This is a genomic window from Cohnella algarum, assembly GCF_016937515.1.
Lineage (GTDB): Bacteria > Bacillota > Bacilli > Paenibacillales > Paenibacillaceae > Cohnella > Cohnella algarum.
The window spans coordinates 4534997-4547838 of record NZ_JAFHKM010000002.1; the positions used below are offsets into that span (position 1 = coordinate 4534997).

The following is a 12842-nucleotide window of genomic DNA, read 5'->3' on the forward strand; positions in this document are numbered from 1 at the left end:
AATGACGGCTTTGCGGATTAACGGACAGCGCTACGAGGTCGACGTCGTCGTGTTCGATAAAGACGGCCTGCTGTTCGATTCCCAGCATTTCTGGAAAGCGCTCGCCAAGGTTCGGATCCGCTGCCTGCGCGAAACGCTCGGCGACGAGGGCGTCCGCCGCTGGTGCCGGCTGTTCGGCGTCGCGCTGAACGAGCGGGAGGAGCCGGCGCGGATCGATCCGAACGGCATATTCGCCCTCGCTTCGCCTCAGGAGGAAATCGTCGTCACCGCGTCCGTGCTGAAATCGGTCACGGGAAGCGACTGGGGCGAGTGCCGCCGGAACGCCGCCGCCGCGTTCGAGCGGTCGGACCGCGAATTCGAGCCGGCCGAGGGGTTGCTTCCGAAGCCCGGCTTCCCCGACATTTTTCGCCGGCTGAAAGAAGTTTCGATTCCGTTCGGGATCGCCACCTCCGACGACTACGAGCGGACGAAAGCTTCCGTCGAGCGGTACGGCGTCTGGGACGAACTGCGGTTTCTCATTACGCCGGCCGACGTCGAGCGAGGCAAGCCGAATCCCGACATGCTCCTGCTAGCGGCCGAGAAGATGAACGTGCCGCTTTCGCGGATCGCGATGGTGGGCGACTCGTTCGTGGACGTGCAGATGGCCCGGGCCGCGGGCTGCATCGGGATCGGCATTCCCGACGATCCGGACATGGCGCGCAAAATGCGGGGGCTCGCGACGTGCATCGCCAGCGATTTGAACGCGATCGAGACGGAGCGGGCGCCCGCACGCGCGGAGGGAACGATTTTAACTTAACTTGCGAATGGGGAGTGTGCCAAATGACCTGGCTGAAAGATGTGATCGGAACCGAAAAACCGATTATCGCGATGTGTCACCTGCTGCCGTTGCCGGGAGATCCTTACTATGACCGCGACAAAGGAATGGACTTCGTCATCGCGATGGCGCGCAAGGATTTGCGGGCGCTGCAGGACGGGGGCGTGGACGCGGTCATGTTCTCGAACGAATTCAGCCTGCCGTATTTGACCGATGTCAAGACGGAAACGGTCGCCGCGATGGCCCGGATCATCGGGGAGCTCATGCCGGACATCCGCATTCCGTTCGGCGTCAACGTGCTCTGGGACGCGAAAAAATCGCTGGACCTGGCGATGGCGACCGGCGCGAAGTTCGTGCGCGAAATTTTTACCGGCGCTTACGCCAGCGATTTCGGCATCTGGAACACGAACATCGGCGAGACGATCCGGCATCAGCGGAGCATCGGCGCGCAGGACGTCAAGCTGCTGTTCAACATCGTGCCGGAAGCCGCCAAATATTTGGCCGACCGGGACATCGAGAGCATCGCGCGCTCGACGGTGTTCAACAATCGTCCGGACGCGCTCTGCGTTTCGGGGCTGACGGCCGGTTCCGAGACCGACCCGCAAGTGTTAAGGCGCGTCAAACAGACGGTGCCGGGCACGGTCGTGCTCGCGAACACCGGCGTGCGGCTGGAAAACGTCGAGCAGCAGCTGTCGATTTCCGACGGCGCGGTGGTCGGCACCACCTTCAAATACGACGGAAAGTTTGAAAACCATGTGGATCCGAAGCGGGTGGAGGCGTTCATGGGCAAAGTGAAAAGCTTCCGCGCGGGTCTCGTGGAAAACGCCGTCTAGGGCGCGCCGGGTCTGTGCATGTTAAGCCGAATATTGTGTGCAGTTAAGCGACCGTCCGGGAATTCCCCGGGCGGTCGTTTTTCTTCACCGTGTGAAAGTGTCCGAGCAAGCTTGCGGGCACAGGCGTACCGCTCGGACGCGCTCCAGTTGAGTCGTGGCGACTCAGCTCGGCCCGCCATACGCCTATGCCCGCACGCAGTTGGGTGAAAATTACCCATCTCGCCGCCTCCGCATGTCCGCCAACGCTCCAATTGAGTCGTGGCGACTCAACTCGGCCCGCTATGCGCCTATGCCCGCACGCAGTTGGGTGAAAATTACCCATCTCGCCGCCTCCGCATGTCCGCCAACGCTCCAGTTGAGTCGTGGCGACTCAGCTCGGCCCGCTATGCGCCTATGCCCGCACGCAGTTGGGTGAAAATTACCCATCTCGCCGCCTCCGCATGTCCGCCAACGCTCCAGTTGAGTCGTGGCGACTCAACTCGGCCCGCCATGCGTATGCATGCTTGAGGCGGTCGCCTTTGCCGGGGAAATTTCATGTCCTTGATAGCCAATATTCCCATCTATCCAAGGCAAAGCGGTTTTCAGCGTCCCCGCCTTCCAAAGCGAGGCCGGCTCGTCCCTTCGTTGGATTTCTTCAGATTTCTTCCAATCTACAGGAAGAAAAAAGCGACAGAGCGGCCTATGCAGGATTTTACCAACGGGAATCGGGGATTTCGGGCGAAATGCCTCAAAACCCGTTCCTTGGTTGGATGAAATCCAATCGGGGGCGGCGAAGCCTTCAAATAGACCGCTTTTCATTTGGATGCAATCTGATGAAATCCAATGGAGCCCGCGGGCCGGGGCGGCCTCAAAACACTGCCGGCACCGCCCGCCGCGAAGGCTTGTCCGCGTTCGGCCGGTACTTCAGCGGTTTCCGGGAGACCGATCCTTCCGCAGCGTTTGCGCGATTTCCAGCATGAGCTTGGTCAGGTACGTTCGCAGCGGCATTCGTCCGTTTCGCATCCGTCCTATCCCTCCCTTGGTTCGTATGGAAAATTGTTCTATATTCAATTTCCCCGAAACGAACCGGGTTGAAACCCCGCGCCCGCTTATGACCCGCGAATGGCTTGCCTGCTCCCGCCGGCGGCCATTTCGCGGTCGTTTCCGGCCGATGTCGCTTTCCAAGGGCGCGGCCGCTAGCCGTGATAGCTGCCTACCGGCTCGTTCAGCACCCATTCGAGCAGCAGCATTTGCTCCTCGAGGCGGGCGATCGCCGCCTGGCCGGCGGCGGAAGCTTCGCCTCCGGCATTTGCCGCTTCTTCCAGCTGCTTTTTGCGGGCGGCCAGCTCGTTGTATTTTCGCTTGATCTGATCCGCTGTTCTCATGTCGTCCCTCCCCTTCTTGTCCCTGCATGATCCCGCCGAAGCGGTTCTTTTCCTTCCATTGATAGCACAAACCGGGCCGGCGCGCAACGGAAAAGGCGGAGCGGTCCCGCGGGCCGTTCTGAACTGCCCTGGCGGATCGAACCCGTCCGAGCCTCCGGCCCTTGCAAACAAACGTCGAATTCCCGCAAGCGAATGGAAACTTTGCCCGGCAACAGGAATAAATTGATTGTTGTAAGGGAACAATTGTTCGTATTATAATAGGAACATAAGTTCTGTTTGGGATTATCGGAATGGAGGCGGAGGCCATGCCCATGGAGAAGTACGTCGGGCACACGGTGGAGATTATTTACGTAGACGCCGAAGGACGGTTCACGCAGAGAAAGATCACGGTCCGCTCCGTGATCGACGGGCGCGTGCGGGCCTACGACCACTCGAGACGGGCGTTTCGGGTATTCAAAGCGTCGAATATTTTGGCGAGGAAGCCGGTGAACGGCCATGCCTCGTGAACGCACCATCTTCCTGGTCGACGGCCAATCGTTCTATGCCTCGGTTGAAAAATCGGGCTACCCCCAATACCGGAACAAGCCCGTCGCGATCGGGGATCCCGACCGGCGTTCGGGTATCATTCTGGCGGCTTGTCCGGTTGCCAAAGCCCGCGGAGTCACGACGGCGGAGCGGATCTTCGAGGCTCGCGCCAAATGCCCCGACCTCGTCGTCATCCGCCCGCGAATGCAGCGCTATATTTCCATATCGCTGTTGATCACGCAGTTATTCGAAAATTTTACCGACCTGGTGGAGCCGTACTCGATCGACGAGCAATTTTTGGACGTGAGCGGGTCGATCTCGCTTTTCGGGAGTCCTTACGAAATCGCCCGCCAGATTCAGGCGCAGGTTAGGGCCTCGACCGGCGTATGGTCGCGGGTGGGGATCGGACCGACGAAAATCCTCGCCAAAACCGCGACCGACAACTTCGCGAAGAAGCGTTCCGACGGCATTTTCGAACTTAATCGGGACAACATCGAAACCGAGCTGTGGCCTTTGCCCGTTCACCAGATGTTCATGGTCGCCAATCGGATGACGCGCCATTTTATCCGAATGGGGCTTCCCACGATCGGCGACGTGGCCAGGCTGGAACTGGGCGAGTTCAAGCGGCGGATGCGCCGGGAAATGGGCAAGCAGAGCGACATTCAGGCGGAATACTACTGGCAGACGGCGAGGGGGATCGATCCGTCCCCGGTCGTTCCCGGCATCCGGGGCGCGCTCAAGTCGGTCAGCCACGGAAAAGCGCTGCGAAGCAGCTTGTACCGCCGGCTCGAGGATATCGAGGTGGTGCTTTTGGAGCTTGTCGTCGAGGTATGCCGCAGGGCTCGCCGTCACGGGTATATCGGGCGCGTCGTCTCCGTCGGCGCCGTCGAAACGGACGGCGAAAGAACGCTGCATTTCGGCCGGCAAACGACGCTGCCGCACGCCACCTCCCTTACCCATGAAGTGGCCGCCGCCGCCCGCAAGCTTTTCGTCGACCATTGGCGCGGATTGCCGCTTAGCCGTTTGTTCGTTTCGCTCAACGAACTGTCGGACGACAGCGCGTACCAGCTTACGTTATTCGATGACCGGCCGGCAGCGTATGCGATCGAGCAGGCAACCGACGCGATCAAGGATCGTTTCGGAGATGCGGCGATCATGCGGGCTTCCTCCCTGCTGGAGTCGGGCGTCGCGCGGGAAAGAGCGGAACAGATCGGAGGTCATTATCGATGAGCAAATTGGACGGCAACGAACGCTGGAAATCGAAAATGCTGCTTACCGAGCATCAGGAGCAATACGAACAGCGCAACGCGAAACCGGTCAACCAGCAGACGGAGGAAGAACGTTATCTCGTTCGCGACTACGTCGTTTTGCCGCATATGCTGACGATGGCCGATAACAGCCACCGCGCGATCCTTTCCACGGCCAATCCGCTAAAATCCGTTATCGCCGTTTTCCTGCAGGTGCTGATGGATCAAATCAGCGGAGAAATTCAGCGCACCGTCCGGGAGTTCGGAAAGCGGAACATAAGAGTCATGCAGGACGAGTGCGTCGACGGGATTTATTATTATCAGGTTCGCTGCCGCGGATTTACCGAGAAGGTCGGGTTTACGCGGGAAGTCATGAGGTCGGAGATCCGAAACAAAATGACCAAATTCACGGAAGAAATCCTGCAGCGAACCGACGGGAAAAGGGCATGAGGGACAGAAGGATCGGAAATGGCCGCTCGAAACAGGGGGACCCGACCCCCCCCCCCCGAGTTCGAGCGGCTTTTTTTCGCATCTTCACAGCCCAGGACCCGGGAGCGGTTAGAAACGAATCGTGACACGCGTGCCGACCGGGACGAGCGATGACAGCGCCAGCACGTCCTCGTTGTACATCCGGATGCAACCGCGCGACACTTCATAGCCGATCGAAGAGGGATCGTTCGTGCCGTGGATGCCGTAGTGCGGCCGCGACAGCCCCATCCAGAACGCGCCGAACGGACCGCCGGGATTGGCCTGCTTGTTGATGATCGTGTATTCCCCGACCGGGGTTACCGTGGCAGCCCGGCCGATGCCGACGGGAAACTCCCGTTCGACGACGTTCCCGTCCAGCAAATAAAGCCGCCGATCCGACAGATCGACGATAATCCGGTAATCGGGCACGCGCGTTCTCTCCTTTGCGGCGATGGTTGATCAAAATCAGCTTATGCGGATAAAAAGGCAGGGGTAACCGGACGAAAACGGCCATATGGATGTCATAAAAGCGCTATCGGAGGTCGATCGAAAATGAACGAGGGCCAACTGTTCACCTGGGCATCCTTGTCGGCGATAGGCGGGGCGTCGCTGCTGACGTTTTTTGTCGTGCAATACACGAAAGAGCTGGTCGACCGTTACGCGAAGCGGCTGCCGACCGATCTATACGCGGTTTTGGTCGCGTTTGTCATTTTGCTGCTGGCGCAGCTGGCGAACGGAGCGAATGCGGGGGATTGGCGCGTTTACGTGCTGGCGCTGGCCAACGGCTTTCTCGTGGCGGCCGCGGCGGGACAAATCCAGAACAAGGCGCTTCATCCTCCGGGAGCGAAGAAAAACAGCGGAAACGGCAACGGCGGCGACAAAAGCGCAGCGGGCGAAACGGAAGGCGGCCGTGGCGATTCCGGCGACGGAAACGCCGAAAAAAACGAGTAGAACGGAATTGTCAGCCTGAAAAGTTGCAAAAAAATGTCGAAAACGCACATTTGCTGTTAGAATGTGGTTAAGGGCTTCATTCATTTTCATCAAGGATCCGATAGTGAGAAAATATTATCTTGGCTATAACGGCCAAAGAGTAGGAGAGCCGATGCAGCGGGACGAGGCGACCAGGCTGCTGTTCGCCACCCGCCGCTCGGTCAAAGGGCTTTGCCTCCTGATCTATGACGAAAAAAACCGCCTGATTCGGCAAATCCCGAAAAAGTTAAAACGATAAAAGAGGCTTTCGGGGTTCCGATGACGGGATGATCGTGATATTTTATTACGAGGAGACCATAAGCGGGAGGAAAACATGAGACTTATCCGAACTTTTGCCGAGGGCGACGAAATAACGGGCTTTTACCTGTTGAAAAACGTGGAAATCAAACAAACGAACGGGACGCCGCCCAAGGACTTTCTCGATCTCGCGCTGGCGGACAAAAGCGGCGAAATTCCGGCCAAGCTATGGGACGCCTCCCCGACCGACAAGGAAGCGTTCGTGGCCCCCATGCTGGTCAAAGTGCGCGGAATCGTGCAGTCGTACCGCGAAAAGCCGCAGCTCAAAGTCATTCAAATCCGTCCGGTCGTTCGGGAGGACGGCCTGAACATTACCGATTTTGTCCGTTCCGCCCCGGTGCTGCCGGTGGATTTGCTTCACGCGATCGCGACGACGGCGGGCAGCTTTCAGGATCAGGACATCAAACGGATCGTGGAAATGTGCCTGGCCAAGGCTTCGGACAAGTTGATGCATTATCCGGCGGGAAAAGGCATGCACCATGCGTTTTACGCCGGCTTGGCCTACCATGTCGCCCGAATGCTGGAGCTCGGAGAGTTCGTGTGCAGGCAGCGGCCGTTTTTGAACCGGGATTTGCTGCTGGCCGGCATTATTCTGCACGATATCGCGAAGACGGAAGAAATGGAAGCGGAGCTCGGCGTCGTGTCGGACTACAGCGTCAAAGGCAAGCTGCTCGGCCATCTGGCGCTGGCTTACGGCTGGATTACCGAGTCGGCCGTCGCGCTTGGCATGAGCCTGGACGACGAGAAGGTCGTCGCCCTTCAGCACATCGTGCTGTCCCATCACAATTTGGGCGAGTGGGGCAGTCCCGTGCAGCCGCAGCTCCCCGAAGCGGTCGCCCTGCATTACATCGACCAACTGGACGCGAAGCTGCAGGCGGTCGAAGACGCGGTGGACGCCGCTCACGACAACAGCAAATGGACCGCCCCGGTTCGGGTCGCGGAAAACAAGCAAATGTACGTCATAACAAGGCGTAACGCGCCTTGAGGTTTCGCCGTTATTCGAATCCCGCTTTTTTCAAATTGCGGTAACTGATGGCCAGGCTTTCGAACGCTTCCGTCGGCCCTTGATCCCGTTCGACCAAGTACCATTTCACTCCGGCATCCTCGCAGGCGGCGAAGATAGCCGGCCAGTTCAGATTGCCCTCCATCACCTCGGACATGGTCGTCTGCTCGTCGGCGATGGCCGAAAATTTTTGGGGAAGGCGGCATAGCCGTCGGCGCTGCGGAATTCCTTGGGCGGCGCGTCGGGCCTCTCCGCGAGCCATTTATGCCTTTTTTTCCAAGGGTTCGGGCGGGGGAAGAAAAACAGGGGCCGCCGAAATCGTTGCCGCGGCAGCCCCGCAAACCCTTATTCCATCGTAGCGTGCAGCGACCAATAAAGCCGAACCAGCTGCGATTCGTACATAAAGTGCTTTTTGTAAAAGTAGATGTGTTTTTCCGGGTCGATGTGTTCGTAATATTTGGCCAAAGTACCGTACAGGCTTGCCTTTTGCAGCAGTTGCGCCAAACGCGGATCCAATTTCATCTCTCCTTGGGGTTGATTTCAAACCAGCATATGCGGAGTAGGCGTTTACCGCTACCGGAAAGGAGCGAGGGGAGGAATAAAGAAATCGAGCCACGTCTCGCGACGTAGCCCTCATGGGAGACGGATTTGCTTTTTCTGGAAGGCATTGTCGCCGGCTCGGCGAAGGCAATGGATGAAGTCGCGGCTGCAGTACACCGCCATGTAACAAAAGCAAGCTTTTCGGCATATGCTAAATCAATTTAATCTGATTGGAGGCAGCGGCCGATCAGATACTCCCGGCTCATCATCGGCCTGCCGGATGGAGAGTGACAAAATGGACAGGACAGCGAATATGGGACTCCCGCAGTTGGATCAAAATGATCCTTGGAGCGTGGAGGACTTTAATAACTCCCTTATGCAACTGGACAAAGAAATTGCGCATCGTGGAATCAATCTGAATTGGTATGGCTTGAGTTCCGATAATGCAGATAATTTACCCCACATACTCCGCGCGATTGATGAAAATCCGCCTGGAACGACCTTTATAACGCCTTACTCTCCGGCTCCTTACAAGATTAAGGGCACGATTAAACCGAAATCAGGCATGAAATTCCTATCGACAGAAGGAGCGGTATTCGATTCCTCAGAATTTAATGGTGATTTGTTTTTGATTGACAATGTAGATGGAGTGGAAATCAGCGGGGTTACATTTATAGGACCTGCAACTCCAGGCTATAGCCGTGCCATTACAATCTCCGGCACTTCGAAAAGATGCAAGGTGAAAGACAACGAGTTTCGCAATTATTACGGCGGTGCGGTATTTGTCAACGCAAGCCGCAATTATATCCTTCACAATGATTTTTACACGGTGAATAACAAGCCGACACCCAGCGAAGCTGATTTTGGTACAATCCATATCTCAGGCGATCGGAACGTAATGATCGGAAACATCATCCGCGATAATGACTATTCGGGGATTTCCCTCTACAAGGCATCGTACAACATTGTTCAATCCAATGAAATTGTGTGTAAAGATGGATTCGGTCCCGGACAGATGGGAATTTACATTCTTTCCGGTTGCAGTTACAATGACATCTCGCATAACGTCGTTAAAAACAGCGGAAACGAAGGAATTATCCTTAATTCCAACGACAACTACGGTCCGATCGAGCACAATATCGTGAGTAATAATATTCTTGTTAATTGTTTGTATGCGGGCATTTCACTCGAAAAAGGGGGCAGTTACGGGGTTAATTATAATATCGTTGAGGCGAATCAGATCGCTTCGTTTTCAGTGCCTATACCGACCACCGATACAAGCCATGGCATTCGAGTGAACGGGGCCAATCATAATCTGATTAAAGGAAATATCATTCGATCTGACAGATCCCGCTTATTGGTTGGCATTCGAATCGAAAACGGCGCTATTGCCAATAACATCGAAGGAAATCAGATAATCGGGGCAGCTAGAGGGATAGCTGTCACAGGTGAGGATGTACATGTTCAAAACAACCATCTTTATGATAGTTTTGAGCTATCCATGAGAATAAGCTACGCAAGAAACGGGATTATTGAAAACAACACGATCAAAAACTCCGGTCTCGGCGGGTCGATTGCAATGGGCAATGATTTACACGGGTGCGTAATTCGTAATAATAAATTAGACCGAATGCCATATGATGAGGTTGGAGCAGTTGGCGTTCGCGCAATGCTTCATAGCAACCAAATCCATACCATCACATATCAAGGTACGGCTACGCTTGTTTCGGGCATGGCTGCGGTTTCTACCGTAGCGATAAATCCGGATAATTCCATTGGCGAGATTCAGTTGAGTTACTTAGCTCCGGCAGGTGTGGCTGCAAATCGTGGCGCATTATTTATAGACGGCGTCTTTAAAGAGAGCAGCCAGTTCGTTATTCGATCAACGAATCCTAACGATGCCTCAACAGTCGCATGGCGAATAATTCGATAAAAACAAAAAAATCGAGCCACGTCTCGCGACGTGGCCCTCATGGGAGAGGAGAAACCGGACGAAGAGCTTATGGGGAAACGTAAGTCTTCTCCGCGGTTGTCCCCGGCGCCTTGCGAGCGCCGGTACTATCATTGTGACCGCTTTGCGCGGAAATATACGCCGAACCGAAGAAAATTTTGAAACGCCGGTTCGGCGGCCGGAGGCTGCGCTTTTGCGATGCGGCGAAATGTGGTAACATAGCACCATTGACGCCTCGGACAAGCCATGCGCTTGCGAGGCGATGCGTGCGAGGGATAACAAACGTGAGAGTCATATCGGGACAAGCCAGGGGACGGCCGCTCAAGGCGGTTCCCGGCGACGCGACGCGTCCGACGACGGACAAGGTGAAGGAAGCGCTGTTCAGCATGATCGGGCCGTATTTCGACGGGGAAAGGGTGCTCGATCTGTTCGCCGGAACGGGCGGGCTCGGCATCGAGGCGCTAAGCCGCGGGGCGGGGCATGCGGTGTTCGTGGACGCGAGTCCCAAGAGCGTGGCGGTCGTCCGAAGCAATCTGGAGGCGACGAGGCTGGCCGATCGGGCGGAAGTGTACCGGAACGATGCCGGCAAGGCGATCCGGCTGCTGGAGAAGAAGGGGCTTAAGTTCGATCTGCTTTTTTTGGACCCTCCCTATATAATGAAAGATTGCGCGGAGCGGCTGCTCGACCTGGCCGCCAGGGGGCTTGTGGCCGAAGGCGCGACGGCGGTCGTGGAGCACGAATCGGCCTTCGATTACGGAGACGGGTTCGGCCCGTTTCGACGGCGGCGGCACGCGGCGTACGGCGAGGTTGCCTTATCCATCTATCGATATGAAGGAGAAGCGTAAATGACGCGGAACACATCCAGGCAGGAAGGCGAGCATCCGAACCGGATCGCGGTCTATCCGGGCAGCTTCGATCCGGTCACGTTCGGCCATTTGGACATTATCCGGCGGGCGGCGAAGCAGTTCGACCGGTTGATCGTGGCGGTGCTGAACAACACGAAAAAAAACGCGCTGTTCACGGTGCAGGAGCGAACCGAGCTGCTGCGGGAAGTGACGAAGGACATCCCGAACATCGAGATCGACAGTTTTCGGGATTTGCTCGTCAAATATATGCGCTCCCGCAATGCGCAAGTGAGCGTTCGAGGCATTCGTTCGGTGACCGATTTCGAGTACGAGCTGCAAATGGCGTCGACGAACCGGCATCTCGACGAAGGCATCGAAACGATTTTCATGATGACGAATCCGAAGTATTCGTATTTGAGCTCGAGTATTGTCAAGGAAATCGCTCAGTTTAACGGGCAGGTGCAGGAGCTTGTGCCCCCTGCCGTGGAAGCCGCGCTCAGACGCAAGTTCGGAACGTCGTAGGCGGCGGCGCCGGCAGATCGGAACCGGCGGCGGCGCTTCGGCGGAGGCAAGCGAAAGAAAAATACCGTCCGGGCGAACGAACGCCGCGGGCGGTATTTTTTTGACGAATTTTTTGACGATATGGAAGAACGCATCAAGGCTCCGGCGGGCGCTTGGGCGGGCGAATGAGCGCGGCGAGCAGGGCCAGCAGCAAAAAAACGGCGATGGATGCGACCGCGGTCGCCAGCGTCGCCGAAGAAAGCGCCCAGCCGCCGGGGAACGATAAACCGGCGCTTTCGGTTCCGCCCGGCGGCCCGCCGGCGGCCCAAGCCGGGACCAGCTGCGCGAGCCACCCTTGCCGGACGGCCGTGGCGAGCGGATAAACGAAGGCGAGCGCGAGGGCGGCATGCAGCAGGCGTCCGGCGATAAAGCGCAGCCAGGGGAACGGGCGGCCGGCGCCGAAAACGGCCCGCGCCTGCAGCAGGCCGCTGAAGCCCGTCCAGGCAAGCACGGCGGCAAGGAGAGCGGCGGCGTGAACCGGCTCGGACTCGAACAAGGCGGAGCGGCCCGTTTCGTAAGCGCCGAGGTGCATTTCGTAGACGCCGGGCACCGCCAGCCAGGCGTCGGCGCCGGGAAACGCGACCTGAATCATGCGCAGCAGCACGGCGCTCAGCATCATAAGGCCGCCGACGGCCATCAGCGTCGCGACGGAATGGGTCACCGCGTCGGAAATTTGCTGCCCGAACGGCCGCCCGTCTTCCTGCCGCGCTTCGCGGACGGCGCGATAAGCCCGGCGCAGCGCGGCGGAAGGGGAGCCGACCGGCAGCGGCGGCGGCACGGCCGGGGCCGCCGCCTTCATCAGCCGCGCCCACAGCCACCCCGCGGCGGCCGCCGACAGCCATAACCCCGCCGCAATCGCCCATCCGTACAGAGGAGAATGCAAAAAACCGCTGCCGATCACGAGCACGACCAGAAACGGGCTCGGCACGTGCGAAACGAGCAGCAGCGTGTCCGTATCCTCGTCGCGCACGAATCCTTTTTCCCTGAGCCGCGCCGTTTCTCTCGCGCCCGCGGGCGCTCCGGCCGCCCAGCCCAGGGCGATGGCCCAACCGGATACGCCCGGCAGCCGGAACATCTTCCGGGTAACCGGCTCCCCAATAACCGCCAGCCCGTGGAGCAGGCCGGACGCCGCCAGCAGCTCGGCCAAAATAAGCGGCGGCAGCAAGCCGGGAAACACCGTCTGCCACCACACCTCGAACCCGCCGAGCGAGGCGCGGAACGCTTCCCCCGGCGAGCGAACGATGCTGGCGACAAGCAGCAGCGCGCACGCGCCAAGCAAAACGGACACGAGAACGGATTTTTTCTTTATGCCTTCGCTCACGTCGCACCTCCTTTTTCTCCGAAGCCCGATAACCCGCCGAACCGTGAATTCGCGAGCGGGCCGCAGGGCGTAATGTTGTCGAA

17 protein-coding genes are annotated in these 12842 nt (G+C 58.0%); 11 read left to right on the plus strand and 6 right to left on the minus strand.

Annotated features, from left to right (window positions below):
- Position 1 precedes the first annotated feature (1 nt).
- On the plus strand, positions 2-796 hold the full coding sequence (locus JW799_RS20370; RefSeq protein WP_176220907.1) for an HAD family hydrolase: 795 nt from the start codon (positions 2-4) through the stop codon (positions 794-796).
- 23 nt (positions 797-819) lie between these two features.
- On the plus strand, positions 820-1647 hold the full coding sequence (locus tag JW799_RS20375; protein ID WP_205431455.1) for a BtpA family protein: 828 nt from the start codon (positions 820-822) through the stop codon (positions 1645-1647).
- Positions 1648-2121: 474 nt separating this feature from the next.
- On the opposite strand, the gene JW799_RS20380 is transcribed toward JW799_RS20375, so the two are convergent.
- Together JW799_RS20380 and JW799_RS20385 are read right to left on the minus strand one after the other, a co-directional pair.
- Positions 2122-2445, minus strand: a complete 324-nt coding sequence (locus tag JW799_RS20380; protein WP_139787314.1) for a hypothetical protein — start codon at positions 2443-2445, stop codon at positions 2122-2124.
- Positions 2446-2822: 377 nt separating this feature from the next.
- Positions 2823-3011 carry a hypothetical protein gene (locus tag JW799_RS20385; protein ID WP_205431456.1) on the minus strand — a complete coding sequence of 63 codons (189 nt, stop codon included), beginning with the start codon at positions 3009-3011 and terminating at the stop codon, positions 2823-2825.
- A gap of 305 nt (positions 3012-3316) precedes the next feature.
- Here JW799_RS20385 and JW799_RS20390 point away from each other — a divergent pair, with 305 nt between their 5' ends.
- From JW799_RS20390 to JW799_RS20400, 3 genes are read left to right on the plus strand one after another with little or no spacing between them, the layout of a single operon-like run.
- Positions 3317-3517, plus strand: a complete 201-nt coding sequence (locus JW799_RS20390; RefSeq protein ID WP_240353354.1) for a hypothetical protein — start codon at positions 3317-3319, stop codon at positions 3515-3517.
- The gene (locus tag JW799_RS20395; RefSeq protein ID WP_080840179.1) at positions 3507-4766 is read left to right on the plus strand and encodes a DNA polymerase IV; all 1260 of its coding nucleotides are present in this window, start codon (positions 3507-3509) and stop codon (positions 4764-4766) included. Before JW799_RS20390 ends, JW799_RS20395 begins: the two co-directional genes overlap by 11 nt.
- Entirely contained in the window at positions 4763-5233 is a 471-nt protein-coding gene (locus tag JW799_RS20400) for a YhjD family protein (RefSeq protein WP_205431457.1), read from the plus strand. The genes JW799_RS20395 and JW799_RS20400 overlap by 4 nt, the downstream gene beginning before the upstream one ends.
- 108 nt (positions 5234-5341) lie before the next feature.
- On the opposite strand, the gene JW799_RS20405 is transcribed toward JW799_RS20400, so the two are convergent.
- Positions 5342-5680, minus strand: coding sequence for a L,D-transpeptidase (locus JW799_RS20405; RefSeq protein WP_080840175.1), 339 nt, complete (start codon positions 5678-5680; stop codon positions 5342-5344).
- Between the two features lie 123 nt (positions 5681-5803).
- On the opposite strand from JW799_RS20405, the gene JW799_RS20410 reads away from it, so the two are divergent.
- The 3 genes from JW799_RS20410 (at position 5804) to JW799_RS20420 (ending at position 7523) form a co-directional block, all read left to right on the plus strand.
- Entirely contained in the window at positions 5804-6202 is a 399-nt protein-coding gene (locus JW799_RS20410) for a hypothetical protein (protein ID WP_240353355.1), read from the plus strand.
- Between the two features lie 103 nt (positions 6203-6305).
- Positions 6306-6479, plus strand: a complete 174-nt coding sequence (locus tag JW799_RS20415) for a hypothetical protein (protein WP_176220906.1) — start codon at positions 6306-6308, stop codon at positions 6477-6479.
- Between the two features lie 75 nt (positions 6480-6554).
- Complete coding sequence (locus JW799_RS20420) at positions 6555-7523, plus strand: 3'-5' exoribonuclease YhaM family protein (protein ID WP_205431458.1); 969 nt, start codon at positions 6555-6557, stop codon at positions 7521-7523.
- A gap of 10 nt (positions 7524-7533) precedes the next feature.
- Here the strand turns inward: JW799_RS20420 and JW799_RS20425 are convergent, their stop codons facing one another.
- Both JW799_RS20425 and JW799_RS20430 read right to left on the minus strand, forming a co-directional pair.
- On the minus strand, positions 7534-7698 hold the full coding sequence (locus JW799_RS20425; protein WP_240353356.1) for a hypothetical protein: 165 nt from the start codon (positions 7696-7698) through the stop codon (positions 7534-7536).
- A gap of 188 nt (positions 7699-7886) precedes the next feature.
- On the minus strand, positions 7887-8057 hold the full coding sequence (locus JW799_RS20430) for a hypothetical protein (RefSeq protein ID WP_176220905.1): 171 nt from the start codon (positions 8055-8057) through the stop codon (positions 7887-7889).
- 319 nt (positions 8058-8376) lie between these two features.
- Between JW799_RS20430 and JW799_RS20435 the strand changes: the two genes are divergently transcribed.
- The 3 genes from JW799_RS20435 (at position 8377) to coaD (ending at position 11399) form a co-directional block, all read left to right on the plus strand.
- Positions 8377-10014: a right-handed parallel beta-helix repeat-containing protein gene (locus JW799_RS20435; RefSeq protein WP_205431459.1), complete on the plus strand. Its 1638-nt coding sequence runs from the start codon at positions 8377-8379 to the stop codon at positions 10012-10014.
- Between the two features lie 302 nt (positions 10015-10316).
- On the plus strand, positions 10317-10877 hold the full coding sequence (gene rsmD, locus JW799_RS20440; RefSeq protein ID WP_245809825.1) for a 16S rRNA (guanine(966)-N(2))-methyltransferase RsmD: 561 nt from the start codon (positions 10317-10319) through the stop codon (positions 10875-10877).
- Positions 10878-11399 carry a pantetheine-phosphate adenylyltransferase gene (gene coaD / locus JW799_RS20445; protein WP_080840170.1) on the plus strand — a complete coding sequence of 174 codons (522 nt, stop codon included), beginning with the start codon at positions 10878-10880 and terminating at the stop codon, positions 11397-11399.
- A 133-nt stretch (positions 11400-11532) separates the two neighbouring features.
- Here coaD and JW799_RS20450 read toward each other — a convergent pair whose 3' ends face one another.
- A complete protein-coding gene (locus tag JW799_RS20450) occupies positions 11533-12759 on the minus strand; it encodes a nucleoside recognition domain-containing protein (RefSeq protein WP_205431460.1) in 1227 nt (408 codons plus the stop codon).
- Between the last annotated feature and the right edge of the window lie 83 nt (positions 12760-12842).

Coding starts and splice junctions, on each gene's coding strand:
- JW799_RS20370 (WP_176220907.1), top strand. CDS start 2: ATGACGGCTTTGCGGATTAACGGACAGCGCTACGAGGTCGACGTCGTC.
- JW799_RS20375 (WP_205431455.1), top strand. CDS start 820: ATGACCTGGCTGAAAGATGTGATCGGAACCGAAAAACCGATTATCGCG.
- JW799_RS20380 (WP_139787314.1), bottom strand. CDS start 2,445: ATGAAAAGCGGTCTATTTGAAGGCTTCGCCGCCCCCGATTGGATTTCA.
- JW799_RS20385 (WP_205431456.1), bottom strand. CDS start 3,011: ATGAGAACAGCGGATCAGATCAAGCGAAAATACAACGAGCTGGCCGCC.
- JW799_RS20390 (WP_240353354.1), top strand. CDS start 3,317: ATGCCCATGGAGAAGTACGTCGGGCACACGGTGGAGATTATTTACGTA.
- JW799_RS20395 (WP_080840179.1), top strand. CDS start 3,507: ATGCCTCGTGAACGCACCATCTTCCTGGTCGACGGCCAATCGTTCTAT.
- JW799_RS20400 (WP_205431457.1), top strand. CDS start 4,763: ATGAGCAAATTGGACGGCAACGAACGCTGGAAATCGAAAATGCTGCTT.
- JW799_RS20410 (WP_240353355.1), top strand. CDS start 5,804: ATGAACGAGGGCCAACTGTTCACCTGGGCATCCTTGTCGGCGATAGGC.
- JW799_RS20420 (WP_205431458.1), top strand. CDS start 6,555: ATGAGACTTATCCGAACTTTTGCCGAGGGCGACGAAATAACGGGCTTT.
- JW799_RS20425 (WP_240353356.1), bottom strand. CDS start 7,698: ATGTCCGAGGTGATGGAGGGCAATCTGAACTGGCCGGCTATCTTCGCC.
- JW799_RS20435 (WP_205431459.1), top strand. CDS start 8,377: ATGGACAGGACAGCGAATATGGGACTCCCGCAGTTGGATCAAAATGAT.
- coaD (WP_080840170.1), top strand. CDS start 10,878: ATGACGCGGAACACATCCAGGCAGGAAGGCGAGCATCCGAACCGGATC.